The 15,963-nt window shown below is 48.6% G+C and carries 13 protein-coding genes and 1 pseudogene; 12 read left to right on the plus strand and 2 right to left on the minus strand.

All coding sequences use genetic code 11. The features are described 5' to 3' along the window. Positions 1 to 7 precede the first annotated feature (7 nt). Together GEOB_RS13190 and GEOB_RS13195 are read right to left on the minus strand one after the other, a co-directional pair. Positions 8 to 1,078 carry a type IV pilus twitching motility protein PilT gene (locus GEOB_RS13190; RefSeq protein ID WP_012647738.1) on the minus strand — a complete coding sequence of 357 codons (1,071 nt, stop codon included), beginning with the start codon at positions 1,076 to 1,078 and terminating at the stop codon, positions 8 to 10. A 38-nt stretch (positions 1,079 to 1,116) separates the two neighbouring features. After that, positions 1,117 to 2,874, minus strand: a complete 1,758-nt coding sequence (locus tag GEOB_RS13195; RefSeq protein ID WP_012647739.1) for a DUF4388 domain-containing protein — start codon at positions 2,872 to 2,874, stop codon at positions 1,117 to 1,119. Positions 2,875 to 3,106: 232 nt separating this feature from the next. Between GEOB_RS13195 and aspS the strand changes: the two genes are divergently transcribed. From aspS to GEOB_RS13255, 12 genes and pseudogenes are all read left to right on the plus strand, one after another. After that, positions 3,107 to 4,888 carry an aspartate--tRNA ligase gene (aspS, locus tag GEOB_RS13200; protein WP_012647740.1) on the plus strand — a complete coding sequence of 594 codons (1,782 nt, stop codon included), beginning with the start codon at positions 3,107 to 3,109 and terminating at the stop codon, positions 4,886 to 4,888. Between the two features lie 6 nt (positions 4,889 to 4,894). Further along, positions 4,895 to 5,611, plus strand: coding sequence for a LysM peptidoglycan-binding domain-containing protein (locus tag GEOB_RS13205; protein ID WP_230198943.1), 717 nt, complete (start codon positions 4,895 to 4,897; stop codon positions 5,609 to 5,611). A gap of 287 nt (positions 5,612 to 5,898) precedes the next feature. After that, positions 5,899 to 8,130 carry an NADP-dependent isocitrate dehydrogenase gene (locus tag GEOB_RS13210; RefSeq protein WP_012647742.1) on the plus strand — a complete coding sequence of 744 codons (2,232 nt, stop codon included), beginning with the start codon at positions 5,899 to 5,901 and terminating at the stop codon, positions 8,128 to 8,130. Positions 8,131 to 8,170: 40 nt separating this feature from the next. Continuing rightward, on the plus strand, positions 8,171 to 9,127 hold the full coding sequence (mdh, locus tag GEOB_RS13215; protein WP_012647743.1) for a malate dehydrogenase: 957 nt from the start codon (positions 8,171 to 8,173) through the stop codon (positions 9,125 to 9,127). A gap of 207 nt (positions 9,128 to 9,334) precedes the next feature. Beyond that, on the plus strand, positions 9,335 to 9,529 hold the full coding sequence (locus tag GEOB_RS13220) for a 4Fe-4S binding protein (protein ID WP_011939078.1): 195 nt from the start codon (positions 9,335 to 9,337) through the stop codon (positions 9,527 to 9,529). Between the two features lie 23 nt (positions 9,530 to 9,552). Beyond that, positions 9,553 to 10,686 (plus strand): 2-oxoacid:acceptor oxidoreductase subunit alpha, encoded by a 1,134-nt coding sequence (locus GEOB_RS13225; RefSeq protein ID WP_012647744.1) that lies wholly within the window; start codon positions 9,553 to 9,555, stop codon positions 10,684 to 10,686. A gap of 2 nt (positions 10,687 to 10,688) precedes the next feature. Then, positions 10,689 to 11,507: a 2-oxoacid:ferredoxin oxidoreductase subunit beta gene (locus tag GEOB_RS13230; protein ID WP_012647745.1), complete on the plus strand. Its 819-nt coding sequence runs from the start codon at positions 10,689 to 10,691 to the stop codon at positions 11,505 to 11,507. Between the two features lie 24 nt (positions 11,508 to 11,531). Continuing rightward, positions 11,532 to 12,077, plus strand: coding sequence for a 2-oxoacid:acceptor oxidoreductase family protein (locus GEOB_RS13235; protein ID WP_012647746.1), 546 nt, complete (start codon positions 11,532 to 11,534; stop codon positions 12,075 to 12,077). Between the two features lie 531 nt (positions 12,078 to 12,608). Next, positions 12,609 to 12,740: pseudogene (locus GEOB_RS20610) on the plus strand (2-oxoacid:ferredoxin oxidoreductase subunit gamma); the annotation flags it as partial. Between the two features lie 356 nt (positions 12,741 to 13,096). Continuing rightward, positions 13,097 to 14,065, plus strand: coding sequence for an HD-GYP domain-containing protein (locus GEOB_RS13245; RefSeq protein WP_230198944.1), 969 nt, complete (start codon positions 13,097 to 13,099; stop codon positions 14,063 to 14,065). Positions 14,066 to 14,144: 79 nt separating this feature from the next. Next, on the plus strand, positions 14,145 to 15,098 hold the full coding sequence (locus GEOB_RS13250) for a hypothetical protein (RefSeq protein WP_012647749.1): 954 nt from the start codon (positions 14,145 to 14,147) through the stop codon (positions 15,096 to 15,098). A 26-nt stretch (positions 15,099 to 15,124) separates the two neighbouring features. Further along, the gene (locus tag GEOB_RS13255; protein WP_012647750.1) at positions 15,125 to 15,856 is read left to right on the plus strand and encodes a hypothetical protein; all 732 of its coding nucleotides are present in this window, start codon (positions 15,125 to 15,127) and stop codon (positions 15,854 to 15,856) included. The last annotated feature ends 107 nt before the right edge of the window (positions 15,857 to 15,963 follow it).

Consider the following 15,963-nt stretch of genomic DNA (forward strand, 5'->3'; position numbering starts at 1 on the left):
GTTTGTTCTAGCTGGTATACATGAACTTGCGTTCCAGATCCATGGAATGTGACAGTCGTTTGGCATCTTCCAGCGTTATGAGATCCTGTTCATACATCTGCAACAGATGCTGATCCAGTGTCTGCATATGGTACTGGGTCTGTCCATTCTCAATGTGCTTTTCAATCTCATCGAGCCGCCCTTCGCGGATACAGGCCTGTATGGTCGTAGTGGAACGCATTATCTCAACCACAGGGAAAATGTTATCTCCTGTTTTGTCTTTGACAAGCCGTAACGAAACGGTAGCGACGAGGATGTCTGCCAATCGCTGGCGGATGATCTCCTGGGCATCGGGTGGGAAATGTCCGACAATTCGGTTTATGGTGGAAACTGCGCTCTGGGTGTGCAGGGTAGACAGGACCAAATGCCCGGTTTCTGCCGTTTTTATGCAGGCATCGATAGTCTCCTTGTCACGCATCTCTCCAACCATTATCACATCCGGATCCATTCTAAGGGCTGATTTGAGTGCAGAGTTAAAGCTATCCGTGTCAATCCCCACTTCTCTCTGAATGATGCAGCTTTTTTGTGAAGTAAAGAGAAATTCAATCGGATCTTCAATGGTAATGATATTGTGGTTGAAATTTTCATTTAGGAATCTCAACATCGAGGCAAGGGTGGTTGACTTTCCGTTACCGGTAGGGCCGGTGACCAGGATCAATCCATTGGGAGCAGTCGCTATTTCCGAAAGAACAGTCGGTAGGTGCAATTCCGAAAATGTGCCGATATTAGGCGGGATGACACGCATGACGACACCGAAATTGCCCCTCTGGCGGAATAAGCTAACCCTGAAACGACCGCCGCTGGATAAGGAGTATGATGCATCGAATTCACGCAAATCGGCGTTGAATTCACGACCATTATGCTCCATCACTGTTTTGGCGATAAAAAGGGTGTCATCTGCCGAAAGGTTGGGCATCTTAGCTCGGATCAGCTGCCCTCTTGCCCTGAAAAACGGGGGATTGTCCACTTCGAAATGGAGGTCGGATACCTTCTTCTGAAAGGCGATTTCTAATATCTGGTGTAAAGTTCTCGCGTCCATAATAAGCCCTTTTCGTTGAAATGTATTTTTATCTATTGCTATTGAGCTTGTTTTTCAAGTTTTTTTCGCATCAGAATATTATCAAAAATAAGGCTTGCATGTTTTGACAGAGAGGCGATCATATCTGTCGGAGCCGGTGTTGCGGCCTTGGCGCCAAAATCGGCGTAGGTAAGGGCGATGACACGGCCAAAACTCACTATGGGCACGACCAGTACCCTTGTTTCGGCTGGTGGGCCGATTTCTTCGTATAGAGATATCAATGCCTCATCCTCACCATGTTCAAAGGATATCTTTAAGTCATCTATGGCTTTCTGGAAAACGGAGATGGGCGCAAGCGAAACTTTAAAACGCAATGGAGCCGTTGCCCCGGTGCTTTTGTCGGATCTTATGCCAATACCGCGTTCAGCTATCAATTCTCCGTTGGCAACAATAAAAGTTATCGATCGTTCAAAAATTTCCGAGATAAATTTAAGCAGGGCAAATGAGAGGTCAGGTATCTCCTGGGCGATTCCCAAATCATGTATGCACCTGTTAAAAGCATCAAGTGGGATATTTGCATCGGATGAAAAAGAATTTTTCTGCATGTAAGAGCGGAAGGACTCTGTGAAATTAATGCTTCCTTCTGCGAAACCGACTTTGGATTTATTTATATCCGGTTTGGGGAATATGGTGCGAACACCATCTTTCAGAGCCGCCAAAGAGGAATTTATGTCACCTGACACCAGTTTTATCACAGACAATGTCTTGTAAGCTGTAAGCTTCGAGTTTATGAGTCGTGAGTATTTCTCATCAGTTCCAAAACTATCTATTATCAGAACAGGTGAGGCCTTTTTGGCTAGAGTCTGATCGATGATAGGGTCAAGATCAGTTTCATTGTCGGTTGTAAAAACTGCCAATTCATCAGCCTTGCAGGCAGCTGACAACAGGTTCGTGATCAGCCTGTCGCAGCTGAATATTATAACGACAGGTCCGGGGATTCGGGGCGAGCCTGGATCTTTTTTGGGTGCGTTTCCGCACAAATCAACCATGTATGAAACAAGCTTTTGTTGTTGGTCTGCCGGTACGTCAAGAAGTTCTTCCTTCAGTCTCTGGCGCAAGTCTTCAGCCGGATCGAAAAATTTTACCCCTGTAAATACCTCAGGGATTTTTTTATCAAGGCTATCCAGATCATCCAGGCCAAGATCGCTTGCCGAGATCAGAGGAGCGTCGCTTTCACATTCAAGAAAACCGGGTTGTTCCGCATCACTCGTAACAAATGTAGGTTCATTCAACGTCCCGTCACGTTTTTTCTCATCGTAGATGCGGAGTGCGTCCATGAGAATGCTTTGGGTGTTAAGGTTCAGGGTTTCTTTCAGCGTATCGGGAAAATACCTATATTCGTCAGAAACTGTCAACTTGTCGATTTCCAGTTCAAATGTACCGGTGGTCCAAGTCAAAACATCGACGATAGTCATCTCTATCAACATCTCCAGCCCTTTGAAAGCTGTGTCCCTGTTGATCAGACCATTTTCTATCAGTGTGGCAATTAAAGGCTTGCGGTTGTTACCAGCATTCTTCTGTTCCTGCAGAGCGTTTTCCAACTGCGCGGCACTGATGGCATTCAGGTCCACCAGTATCTGGCCAACTTGTATGCTGTTGTTATGGTGATTTGCACTGACAATGTAGCCTTCATTGAAGACAATCTGACTCTGGCCCCGTTTGCTTTTCAGCCCAAGGGTGCCGGATTTCTTGGTAGAGTGAAGCAGTTGAATCAAATCGACAATGGGGAGATGTTCAAGATCGCCGACAAAGGACATGCAGCACCTTCACTTTCTGTAGATTTTGAATTTTCCTTCCATACTTCCCTTTGGGACTGGGATTATAACCAAAATTTTCCAGAAAATCCTCAAATATTATTATTTGAAAGACCAGACCAGTGTTTTTTTGAAACTTTTATTGTTTTCATGGCTTTAATCCTTGAAGCGTTAAAGCTTTTTGAGTATAATTTGCAGGTTTTTTTAACTGAGACAGGACAGGGGGATTCTTTAAATGATAGATTTTCTGGGCGATTGGAAGAGAACACACTACTGCGGTACTCTGACTGCAGATGATACAGGAAAAGAAGTTGTCTTGATGGGATGGGCTCATCGGCGCAGGGATCATGGCGGACTGATTTTCGTTGACTTGCGCGATCGAGAAGGTTTGGCGCAGATAGTTTTCGATCCTGATAACAGTGCTGAAGCTCATCACAAAGCCGAAGCCATTCGCAATGAATATGTCGTTGCTGTGAAAGGCAAGGTTATCCCCAGGCCCCAAGGGACTGTAAACACTAATCTTCGGACCGGAGCTGTTGAAATACTTGTATCGGCATGCAAGATCCTCAGTCGCTCCAAGGCACTTCCATTCACCCTGGACGATTATGTCGATGTGGCTGAAAACCTGCGCCTTAAACATCGATATCTTGACCTGCGCCGTCCTGTCTTGCAGGATAATCTCATCCTACGCTCCAAAGTGGCTCAGGTTACGCGCCAATATCTGACCGGCAATGGGTTCCTTGAACTTGAAACCCCCTTTCTCACCAAATCGACCCCTGAAGGTGCCCGGGATTTTCTCGTTCCATCACGCATCAACCGCGGCGAGTTCTATGCGTTGCCGCAATCGCCTCAACTGTTTAAGCAAATTTTGATGATCTCCGGCTTTGATCGCTATTTTCAAATTGTCCGTTGTTTCAGGGACGAAGATCTTCGTGCCGACCGACAGCCGGAGTTTACCCAGATCGACTGCGAAATGTCGTTTATAGACCGTGAAGATATCATCACGGTTATGGAAGGGCTTATTGCCCGCATCTTCGCCGATGTGAAAGATATGTCGGTAAGCCTTCCCATCAAGCGCATGACCTATGCCGAATCAATCAACCGTTTCGGCGTTGACAATCCGGACCTTCGTTTCGGTCTCGAACTGGTTGAACTCTCCGATATTGTCAAGGGCTCAGGGTTTAAGGTCTTTGCCGATGTGGTCGCCGGCGGCGGAATTGTCAAAGGACTCAATGCGAAGGGCTGTGGTGGCATGTCCCGCAAGGAGATCGATGATCTCACTGAATTCGTGAAAATTTACGGGGCTAAAGGTCTGGCCTATGTAAAAGTGACCGAAGATGGCTGGCAATCCCCTATAACCAAGTTCTTTACCGGTGAAGAAATATCGGCAATGACAAAAACTTTTGCCGCTGAACAGGGAGACCTGCTCCTGTTCGTTGCTGACAAGCCCAAGGTAGTCAATGATTCGCTGGGGAAATTGCGAAATCAGCTGGCTAAAATTCTTGGTCTGTTGGACAAGAATACCTTTAACTTTGTCTGGATTACCGATTTCCCCCTTCTTGAATGGGACGAGGAGGAGAAGCGGTGGGCCGCTGTGCATCACCCCTTTACCGCCCCTATGGATGAAGACCTGGAATATGTTGAAAACGACCCGGGACGTTGCCGTGCCAAGGCTTACGATCTCGTATTGAACGGAAACGAAATTGGTGGAGGAAGCATAAGAATCCATCAGGAAAAAGTTCAATCTCTCATGTTCAAGATGCTTGGCCTTAGCGAAGAGGATGCAAAAGCAAAATTTGGATTCCTTCTTGATGCCTTGGAGTATGGTACACCTCCCCATGGGGGAATTGCTTTTGGTCTTGACCGCTTGATCATGCTGCTCACTGGCAGCGATTCCATCAGGGATGTAATTGCTTTTCCAAAGACTCAAAAAGGAGCCTGTCTCATGTCGGAGGCACCTTCTCCGGTGGATTTGAAACAATTGAGAGAACTGGGTTTGAAAACGACCGGCAAATGAAGGTAAATGATGTACCGTTTTCATCTAATAAAGTATCTGCAGACTCTCATGCTCATCTGCCTGTTCGCCGGGTGTTCAACCCCGGCTCCGGTATGGAGGCAGGATGCCCTCAGCCTCTTGGAAAGGGTCAGGATTCATGACGGGCAGAAGATTCTTCCCGCAGAATACAAGAGTATTGAGGATCTTGTTTTGAGAGGCGATGCCCTGGTGAGGAAAGAGGAGATCGAGGCGGCCGACAAGCTATTTCTACTCGCCTGGTCAAAGGCGAATCTCCTCGAAAAAAACCTCCTGCTGGAAAAACGAAGGCTATCCGAGGAGAAACTGCGCAAGGAACAGGCAGAGCGTCTTGAAGCTGATCGCAAGCGAGCCATGGAAGAAGAGAGTCGTAAGCAGGCGGAGCAAAAAATAGCGGAAGAAAAAGCCGCCCGAGCAGCAGAGACACGCAGGCTTGCAGAAAAAACCGAAAGAACCAAACAGACCAGAGAAAGGCAATCCCCCGCATATCACACTGTCAAAAGAGGGGAGAGCCTACCGTTTATAGCTTCACAGCCTGAGGTTTACAATGATCGGAATCTTTGGCCTCTTCTCTACCGCGCAAACCGTGATCAGATCAGTAATCCTAAGCATCTATGGCCTGGGCAGGTGTTGCGTATCCCTCGAAACCCAAGTCGAGATGATATTGCAGAGGCAAGGAAATATGCCCAGGATCGGCCTCTTCATTAGTTTACTTCCCCTGTAGCCACCGATGATTCCTTAAAGATGCAGGTGTCTTAAAAGTCGTAAATTACACCGTTTTCCCCTATATTTTTCCTTGACACTGAAATCGCTTTTGTATACTGTATACAAAATTTCTCGTGACTATAATGATATTTGTCTAATTTGATCTGCTGAGTGATAATTTTCCCGCGATGTATGCTTCTGGCTCAAATTTTCAACTACGGCGTCAAAGCATGAACTGCATTATTTTCCATTATAGCCTCCGGCGATGGCATAAAAACTAAGGAGAGAATATGACAACAGAAACAGCAAAGATTATCTGGTCGAAAATTGATGAAGCCCCCGCACTGGCAACATACTCTTTACTGCCGATCGTAAATGCTTTCACCAAGGCAGCTGGTGTTGTAGTTGAAACCAGAGATATATCCGTTGCCGGCCGAATTATCGCAAACTTTCCTGATTATCTGACCGAGAGCCAGAGAATGCCGGATTATTTGGCTGAACTGGGCGAGCTCACCCAGAAGCCTGAAGCGAATATTATTAAGCTGCCGAATGTTAGCGCTTCTATTCCCCAGTTAAAAGCCGCTATCAAGGAATTGCAGGAGCAGGGTTACAAGCTCCCGGATTATCCTGAGGAGCCGAAAAACGATGCCGAAAAAGAGTTGCATGCACGTTACGCTAAATGTCTTGGAAGTGCTGTAAACCCTGTTTTGAGAGAGGGTAACTCCGACAGAAGATCGGCACGCGCGGTAAAGGAATATGCAAAGAAGCACCCGCACAAAATGGGAGCATGGACCCCTGAGTCAAAGACGCATGTATCGCACATGGACTGCTGCGATTTCTTCCACAATGAAAAGTCCATTACCCTGGAGAAAGCCGGTAACGTAAAGATCGAGCTCGTCGATAAGGCCGGCAAGGTCACTGTTCTGAAAGAGAAGCTCTCACTCCAGGCGGGTGAGGTGTTTGACGGCACGTTCATGAGCGTGCGTGCCCTGCGCAAGTTCATTGAGGAGCAGATCGAAGACGCCAAGGCAAAGGGTATTCTGTTCTCTGTTCACCTCAAAGCTACGATGATGAAGATCTCTGATCCCATCATGTTCGGTCACTTCGTCTCCGTCTACTTTAAGGACGTTTTCGAAAAACATGCCGCTACCTTCAAGGATCTTGGAGTCAATCCGGACCTGGGACTGGGCGACCTTTACCTGAAACTCCAGAAACTGCCAGACGCTAAGCGCGCCGAGATCGAAGCTGACATCAAGGCTGTTTACGCTAAGAGACCACCACTGGCGATGGTTGATTCTGACAAAGGGATCACTAACCTGCATGCCAGCAATGACATCATTATCGATGCTTCCATGCCGGTTGTTATCCGTGATTCCGGCGGCATGTGGGGCCCCGATGGGAAGCTGCACGATGTAAAATGTGTGATCCCCGATACGTCTTATTCGGAGTGGTATCAGGTCTGCATCGATTTCTGCAAGAAAAACGGCCAATTCGATCCGACTACCATGGGCAGTGTCTCCAACGTCGGCCTCATGGCGCAGAAAGCTGAGGAATATGGCTCCCACGACAAGACATTCAAAGTCTCGGCCAACGGAACGGTACGCGTAGTTGACGAATCAGGCGCTGTGCTGATGCAGCATGATGTGGAAGAGGGCGATATCTGGCGCGGATGTCAGGCCAAAGACCTGCCAATTCAGGACTGGGTAAAGCTTGCGGTGAGAAGGGCACGGGCGACCGGTGCTCCTGCTGTCTTCTGGCTGGACAAGAACAGGGCACACGACGCCCAGATGATCGAAAAGGTGAACAAGTATCTGAAAAATAATGATACCAATGGCCTGGATATTCGCATCATGGGGCCAGTCGATGCAATGCTTTTCACCTGTCAGAGAGCAAAAGAAGGTAAAGATACCATCACAGTAACCGGCAACGCACTGAGGGACTACCTGACCGATCTCTTCCCGATCCTGGAACTTGGCACCAGTGCAAAGATGCTCTCCATCGTGCCGCTTTTGGCAGGTGGTGGGCTTTTCGAGACTGGCGCAGGCGGCTCGGCACCCAAGCATGTTCAGCAGTTTATTCAGGAGGGGTACCTGCGCTGGGATTCCCTGGGTGAATTTCTTGCTCTAGCCGTTTCTCTGGAGCATCTGGCTGCAACCTTTAAAAATGAAAAAGCTCAATTGCTTGCTGACACCCTTGACCAGGCAAACACCAAGTTCCTCGAAAACAACAAGAACCCGGCACGCAAAGTTGGTCAGATAGACAACAGGGGAAGCCACTTCTACCTCGCCATGTATTGGGCTGAGGCGTTGGCCGAACAGACTAAGGACAAGGACCTTGCGACGCGTTTTGCCAAGGTCGCTCAGCAGCTTAAGGATAACGAGGTGAAGATCAACGAGGAGCTGATCGGCGCCCAGGGAAAACCTCAGAATATCGGTGGCTACTATATGCCGGACCCGGTAAAAACGGAAAAGGCAATGCGGCCCAGTGCTACTTTGAATGCAATAGTGGACTCTATAGCATAAGGTGCAGTAATAAACCCTAAAACTACTCAAGGAGGAAATCATGGCAAGAAAGAAAATTGCATTAATTGGTGGTGGGCAGATTGGTGGCGTGTTGGCTCAGCTTTCAGCCCTGCGTGAGTTGGGCGACGTGGTTCTTTTCGATATCGTCGAAGGCCTGCCACAAGGCAAGACCCTGGATATCGCTGAGGCATCACCTGTCGATAACTTTGATGCAGCTCTTACTGGAGCAAACGATTATGCAGACATCAAAGGCGCAGACATCGTCATCGTCACTGCCGGTCTTCCCCGTAAACCAGGCATGAGCCGTGATGACCTCATTGCTACCAATGCTAAAATCATGCAGTCCGTTTCTGAAGGCATCAAGCAGTATGCACCCAACTCCTTCGTCATCGTCATCTCCAATCCCCTTGACGCCATGGTCACCCTCTGCCAGAAAATTACCGGTTTCCCCTCCAGCCGTGTCATGGGTATGGCCGGAGTTCTCGACTCCGCCCGCTTTGCTGCTTTCATCGCTTGGGAACTGGGCGTATCTGTAAAAGACGTCAACGCAATGGTTCTTGGTGGCCATGGAGATACAATGGTCCCCATCATCCGCTACGCCAACGTAAACGGCGTTCCGGTCATGGAATTGATTGAGCGCAAGTACAATGGCGACAAAGCCAAGGCCAAGGAAGTCATGGCTGCTCTTGTCAAGCGTACCCAGGGTGCAGGCGGCGAAGTTGTCGGTCTGCTCAAGACTGGTAGCGCTTTCTACTCACCTGCTTCCAGTGCCATTGCCATGGCTGAAGCCATCCTCCGTGACCAGAAGCGTCTTCTCCCGGTATGCGCACTACTGAATGGTGAGTTCGGTGTCAAAGGATACTATGTTGGCGTACCTTGCATTCTCGGCGCCAATGGCATCGAGAAAATTGTCGAATTCTCTCTGGATGCGGAAGAGCAGGCCATGTTCGACAATTCGGTTGCAGCAGTCAAAGAACTCGTCGACAGCATGAAATAATAAGTTTTAAGGGATGTAAGCTGGGAAAGAAGGGCAACAACAGCTGCCCTTCTTTTCTTTTTTTAGCGTCCCGAAAAGACCATAAAACGTTGTTACATGGCTGAAGAGGGTTAGTAAACAACTCTTTCTTGCTTTTTGTATACAGTATGTGCTATACAAGCACAGTTTTGCCTGAAAAGGCATATTCCAGCAAAGGAGTGTACGTAGATGGATAAGAAGCTTCCGACAATTGAGATCATCGAGAAGTACTGCAAGGGATGTCACATCTGTGTCGAGTTCTGCCCGACCAAAGTTCTCGAAATGAAGGGCTTTGTGGCGTCGGTTAAAAATCTTGAAGCCTGCATTAAATGCATGCAGTGTGAACTGAGATGTCCGGATTTCGCAATTAAAGTCACCGCTTAATAATCAATCAGGAGGTAGAGAAAGTGGCAAAGAAAGTTGCTTTTATGCAGGGTAACGAAGCTGGCGCCCAAGGCGCACTTTATGCCGGCTGCAAGTTTTTCGCCGGTTACCCGATTACTCCGTCAACCGAGGTTGCGGAGGTTATGTCGGCAGAGCTGCCTAAGATAGGTGGAAAATTCATTCAAATGGAAGATGAGATTGGTGCAATGGCTGCGGTCATCGGTGGTTCACTCGCCGGCTCCAAGGCTCTTACTGCTACTTCCGGCCCTGGCTTGTCATTGAAACAGGAGCTGATCGGCTATGCCTGCATCGCTGAGACACCTGTTGTCATTTTTAACGTTATGCGTGGCGGCCCTTCAACAGGTATGCCGACAGGCCCGAGCCAATCGGACGTCATGTCTGCCAAATGGGGAACCCACGGTGACCATCCGGCCATCTGCCTTGTTCCTGCGTCGGTTCAGGAGATATTTGAAGAAACCGTCCGTGCCTTCAACCTTGCTGAAAAATATCGTACTCCTGTCATGATTATGCCTGATGAAATCGTTGCCCATATGAGGGAAAGAATCGTTTTCCCCGAGCCGGGCGAACTCAAAGTTATCGACCGCACTGCTCCTTCCGTTTCCCCTGATCAATATAAACCTTACGATACCAAATTCGGCGATGTTCCTCCCTTGGCTGCTTTCGGCTCCGCCTATCGCTTCCATGTGACCGGCCTCAATAAAGCAGAAGACGGCTTCCCCACCACCAAGGCTGCTCTTGTTCAGGCCGAAGAAGAGCGTCAAGTGCGTAAGGTGGATGCAAACATCGACGATATCGTCACCTTCGAAGAATACATGCTTGACGATGCCGAAGTTGCCATTGTCGCTTTCGGTTCCACTTCACGTTCCGCACGTTTTGCAGTTAACGAAGCTCGCAAGGCCGGTATCAAGGTGGGCTTGTTCAGAATCAAGACCTTCTGGCCATTCCCTGACAAGCAGATTAAAGCACTTGCTTCAAAGGTAAAAGCAATCATAACACCCGAGATGAACCTTGGCATGTGCACAGTGGAGGTTCAGCGTTGTGCCGAAGGCAAGGCACCGGTTCACGGCATTTTCCGCGTAGATGGAGAGCCGATCAACCCTGGTCAGATCCTCGATAAGATCAAGGAGGTTAAGTAAAAATGGCTTTTGATTATGATAAATATATCCGTCCCGGCAAACTGCCGCATATCTGGTGCCCGGGCTGCGGCCACGGCATAATTATGAAAGGGCTGATCCGGGCCATAGATACTCTTGGCCTTGAAAAGAACAACACTGCTATCGTTTCAGGTATCGGTTGCGCTTCCCGGCTTCCCGGTTATTTGGATTTCTGTACGTTGCATACTGCCCATGGGCGTGCTGCAGCTTTCGCTACAGGCGTAAAAATGGCCAAACCAGAGATGAACGTCATAGTAGTCGGCGGTGATGGCGACGGTACTGCCATCGGCGGCAACCACTTCATCCATGCCTGCCGTAGAAACATCGACATGACCTACATCATCATGAACAACAACATCTACGGCATGACCGGTGGTCAATTCTCTCCCTGTACGCCTACCGGCGCCAAGGCTTCCACAACTCCTTATGGAAACCCTGACCCTGCATTCGACATAGCCAAGCTTGCTATCGGCGCAGGTGCTACTTTTGTTGCCCGTGGCACTGCCTACCATGCGACCCAGATCGACAAGCTCATTGCTGAAGCAGTTCAGCATAAAGGCTTCTCTGTCGTCGAAATCCTTGACGACTGTCCGACTACTTACGGTCGTCGTAACAAGTTCAAGTCCGTCATTGAAATGATGAACAGATTGAAGGACATCGCCGTTCCCATCAAAGCTGCCGAGAAAATGACCCCTGAGCAGCTCCAGGGCAAGATTCTTACCGGCGTGCTTTACAAGGAAGAAAAGCCGGAATACACAACCGAGTATGCAAAGGTTATCGATCGCGCCAAGGGCGGCAAGTAATTAAATCCTAAAGGAGAAAGTCAGATGTCACAAAGATATGAAATCAGATTCTCCGGGGCAGGCGGACAGGGTTTGATCCTTGCCGGAGTTATCATGGCTGAAGCCGCCTCGATATATGATGGAAAGCAGGCTGTTCAGTCCCAGAGCTATGGCCCCGAGGCTCGCGGTGGTGCATCCAAGTCCGAGGTTATCGTTTCGGACTCCCTTATCGACTATCCCAAGGCCACTGTTGTTGATGCGCTTCTGGCACTGACACAGGAAGCCTGCGACAAGTATTCCCATGACCTTAAAGAAGGCGGTGTGCTGCTTATAGACTCCGACCTGGTTACGAGACAGCCCAAGGGCAACTTCAAGGTGGTTTCATTTCCCATCATCAATACGGCGAAGAATGACGTTGGCCGTGAGATCGTTGCCAACATAGTAGCGCTTGGCGCGATGGTGGCACTGACCGGGGTCGTCACCAAGGAAAGTGCAGAGAAGGCAGTTCTTGCCCGTGTTCCCGAGGCATTTGTGGACCTGAACAAGAAAGCTTTCCAGATGGGTTATGACAAGGCTATTGCCGCAAAATAATCCAGTTTTGTATCAGCTGAAAAAAAGCCCGATATTGTCATCGGGCTTTTTTTTTATCTTGAAAGACATACAATGTAGGATGACAGAGATTTTTCAGTCTGGAACATGAACATCTATTAGTAGGAATACTTATGTCTGACAATCTTTGTGAAATGTCCTTACAGCAGACATTGTCTTTATTACACCTCACGGACCTCGCGTTGCGCGATATCTGCTGCAAAAGATTTACCCGCGACACTCTTTACCAGGAAGTGTTGGGCAAAGTTCTAGGCGGGAAAGGCAGACGGGGGCCGGCCAGCATCTTTCTGGTTTTTCAGGATGCGAGCGGCGTTCTTCAACCCGGCCGTGTTTTTCACATGAAAGACGGTTCTTTGGTGGAGAGGTCTGATGAAATAGCTCTAGATCCGTTGTCCGGGTATGCTGTCAATCTGCTTGAAGCTCAGTCCCAGGAGGAAGTAGTTTTAGTCAACTGGGCGGACAGCTACGAGAGCATCGAAGACTTCCAGTCCTATTTCCATCCGGCAGTTAAAAATTTTATTTACCGGGGTCGTCACCAAGGAAAGTGCAGAGAAGGCAGTTCTTGCCCGTGTTCCCGAGGCATTTGTGGACCTGAACAAGAAAGCTTTCCAGATGGGTTATGACAAGGCTATTGCCGCAAAATAATCCAGTTTTGTATCAGCTGAAAAAAAGCCCGATATTGTCATCGGGCTTTTTTTTTATCTTGAAAGACATACAATGTAGGATGACAGAGATTTTTCAGTCTGGAACATGAACATCTATTAGTAGGAATACTTATGTCTGACAATCTTTGTGAAATGTCCTTACAGCAGACATTGTCTTTATTACACCTCACGGACCTCGCGTTGCGCGATATCTGCTGCAAAAGATTTACCCGCGACACTCTTTACCAGGAAGTGTTGGGCAAAGTTCTAGGCGGGAAAGGCAGACGGGGGCCGGCCAGCATCTTTCTGGTTTTTCAGGATGCGAGCGGCGTTCTTCAACCCGGCCGTGTTTTTCACATGAAAGACGGTTCTTTGGTGGAGAGGTCTGATGAAATAGCTCTAGATCCGTTGTCCGGGTATGCTGTCAATCTGCTTGAAGCTCAGTCCCAGGAGGAAGTAGTTTTAGTCAACTGGGCGGACAGCTACGAGAGCATCGAAGACTTCCAGTCCTATTTCCATCCGGCAGTTAAAAATTTTATTTCTTCTCCAATTATCAACTTCATTATTTGCCGCATAAGCGGCGAGGTGCCGGGTGCCATTGTTGCTATCAACTACCCTGGAAAGGCGACTACTTACGACGCAGAGGTTCTCAAAAGCATGGCAGTGGTGATCGGCTCATTGCAGACCATATCGGATGAGGTACAGGAGACAGAGAAGGCATTCAGATACACAATAGAGGCCCTTGCCAGAGCCTGCGAAGCTGCCGAGGAAGATACGGGGAAACATATCCAGAGGGTGAACCGGTATGCCGGTGCCCTTGCTGCCAACATGGGACTTCCCAACGATTTTGTGGAAACGGTTTCCTTTTCGGCGCAGATGCATGATGTGGGGAAAATCAAGATTCCGGCTTCCATTTTACTTAAAAATGGGCCTCTTGATGATGCGGAAACAGCGCTAATCCGCATGCACCCGGTCTATGGCCGGCAGATTTTAGGTGACTCGCCCAGGCTACAGGTGGCACGGGATATTGCCATTTCCCATCATGAAAACTGGGATGGCAGCGGTTATCCAAATCGCCTTGCTGGCGAGAATATCCCGCTGGCTGGAAGAATCGTCAAGTTAGCCGATGTTTATGATGCCCTTAGATCAAACAGAAGCTACAAGACCCCTCTCACCCATCAGGCCACCCTGTCCATTTTCCGCAATGGTGATGAAAGGATCAACCCGGAGAAACACTTTGATCCTGTGCTTCTCGGGGTATTTTTCAAGATCGAGCATATCTTTGACAAGATTTATGAGAGCTTCAACGTTAATCCTGCCAATTGATACTTTTATTTCCACCCATTTTGACATATAGTATCAACATTTTATTTCCCGGATATTCCTGCCGAAGAAGGAGCCTCGGATGTTTCTCTTGCCAAAGGGAAATCCATTGTATGAAAACGTTGCTGCTGCCAAAGTCAAGCTGCCGGAAATACTGGACAAGCTGAAAAACGGCGGTTTCACTGGATATCTCAACTTTGTTTTTCCATCTTCAAACATGATTCTTTTCTTTGAGGGGGGAAAACTTATCAGCACCATGTGTGAGCAGGGCAATACCAGATTGTCGGGCTTTGAGGCCTTAGCGGCATTGTGCAGTCATATTTTCGCTGGGGGCGGCAGCCTTTCCGTCTACAGGCTCTCCCGTGACCTGGTTATGGGACTGCACGCACTGTTGCACGGCGAAGTTCTATACAAAGGGCAGGAACTGAAACTGATCGATGTGAAGGGGCTCCTTGAAAAGATGAGGGCGCAACAGCTCAACGGCTGCCTGAGAATTTACACCGAGGACAGGTCGGCTCTCATTTTTTACAAGGAGGGGGCACCACTGGGTTTTTTCCATGATGGATCCAATGATATAGAGACCTCCGCCACCGAATCACAGAAGATTGCCGGGTTACCGGGGGCAAAGGTAGACATTCTTTCCACAAAAAGCGCAGACGAGTTGATGCTCCTTGACCTACTCGAAATGGTCAATATCGATAAAATATGGGAATCGACCAAAATCCGCCATGAGGCTCAGCTGCAGCAGCAAAACAAGGAAGCCCGTGAGCGGGACAACAGGCAACAGGATGCGAAACTGCTGGAACTGGAGGAAGATCTGAAAGAAGTCGCCGCAGCCTACCTGGGCAAAATGGGGCGGACTCTGATCGATAAGGAACTTGCGGACTGCGGCGGCAGAAGGGGCCTGCTTGATGCAGATCAGGTGGCAAAGTTCCTGGCAGGGGTGGAAAAATCATCGAAGCTGCTTACCAGTCTTTCCAAGTTGAAGGAGATGACCGATCTTTTGCGGAAGGAAATCAGCCGTCTTTCCATTTAATGTGACGTTTTGCAGGAGGAGCAGCAATGGATTTATTTTCTAATGTCAGTACCATTTCACTGATCCAGACCGTTTTCTGGTTTCTGGCAGGCATCATCAGTTTTTACTTCAGTATCGGCAACGCCCGCATCTGGACCAGCATTTCCCTTGGGTTTTTTCTGATCTTCATCAGTCAGGCATACATGCTCGCCCCTTGGAGTGATTATCCTCGGCTGGCTGCCATTCATTATATAATCGGCACCGTCTCCATAATGGTCATGACCCATGGCTTTCAGGAATACTATGTTTTCAGCCGGACGCTGGAGGTGGGGGGGAGCAAGGCCATGGTATACTTGACCTGTCTGGCCGTCATCCTGCTTTCGGCCGCATTCGTCTTTATAAACCCGGAACCCACCTACAACATTCTGCGTAACATACGCATGATCGAAAATGCCAACTGGGTCTTTCTCTCTCTCATAAATATCGACATGATCAGAAAGATATATCTGCAGGTTCGGGACTCCGTCATAGCCAACGGCTTTATTGCCTTCGGCATCGTCTTTGTCTGCATTTTTCTCTGGAAAGGATCGGAGCTTTACCTGCAGGTGTTCTGCTGGGATAATGACTGGCACCTGTTCATGCAAAGCATCGGTGCCTATCACAACATAGACTATCCGGGTCGAGTCAACTTCTCGTTACTGGTTAACCAGGCTGCAGGCCTTCTATCGGGTCTTTCTGTGGGAGGAACCTTCATCTATCTGCTAAGGCTGTTGCGCTGATAACGTTTCTGCAATTGGCTTTCCTCGGAAAAGCGTCATTATCGGCGCTTTTCTTTTTCATATGCAGACCGCCTGTCCTTGACCTCTCACTTCATATCAGTTATCTT

Origin of the sequence: Geotalea daltonii FRC-32 (genome assembly GCF_000022265.1) — a bacterium.
Lineage (GTDB): Bacteria > Desulfobacterota > Desulfuromonadia > Geobacterales > Geobacteraceae > Geotalea > Geotalea daltonii.

Excerpts from the sequence above, each read along its gene's own strand:
- GEOB_RS13220 (WP_011939078.1), top strand. The coding sequence starts at position 9,335 with ATGGATAAGAAGCTTCCGACAATTGAGATCATCGAGAAGTACTGCAAG.
- mdh (WP_012647743.1), top strand. The coding sequence starts at position 8,171 with ATGGCAAGAAAGAAAATTGCATTAATTGGTGGTGGGCAGATTGGTGGC.
- GEOB_RS13205 (WP_230198943.1), top strand. The coding sequence starts at position 4,895 with ATGATGTACCGTTTTCATCTAATAAAGTATCTGCAGACTCTCATGCTC.
- GEOB_RS13245 (WP_230198944.1), top strand. The coding sequence starts at position 13,097 with ATGAAAGACGGTTCTTTGGTGGAGAGGTCTGATGAAATAGCTCTAGAT.
- GEOB_RS13255 (WP_012647750.1), top strand. The coding sequence starts at position 15,125 with ATGGATTTATTTTCTAATGTCAGTACCATTTCACTGATCCAGACCGTT.
- GEOB_RS13195 (WP_012647739.1), bottom strand. The coding sequence starts at position 2,874 with ATGTCCTTTGTCGGCGATCTTGAACATCTCCCCATTGTCGATTTGATT.
- aspS (WP_012647740.1), top strand. The coding sequence starts at position 3,107 with ATGATAGATTTTCTGGGCGATTGGAAGAGAACACACTACTGCGGTACT.
- GEOB_RS13230 (WP_012647745.1), top strand. The coding sequence starts at position 10,689 with ATGGCTTTTGATTATGATAAATATATCCGTCCCGGCAAACTGCCGCAT.
- GEOB_RS13250 (WP_012647749.1), top strand. The coding sequence starts at position 14,145 with ATGTTTCTCTTGCCAAAGGGAAATCCATTGTATGAAAACGTTGCTGCT.
- GEOB_RS13190 (WP_012647738.1), bottom strand. The coding sequence starts at position 1,078 with ATGGACGCGAGAACTTTACACCAGATATTAGAAATCGCCTTTCAGAAG.
- GEOB_RS13210 (WP_012647742.1), top strand. The coding sequence starts at position 5,899 with ATGACAACAGAAACAGCAAAGATTATCTGGTCGAAAATTGATGAAGCC.
- GEOB_RS13235 (WP_012647746.1), top strand. The coding sequence starts at position 11,532 with ATGTCACAAAGATATGAAATCAGATTCTCCGGGGCAGGCGGACAGGGT.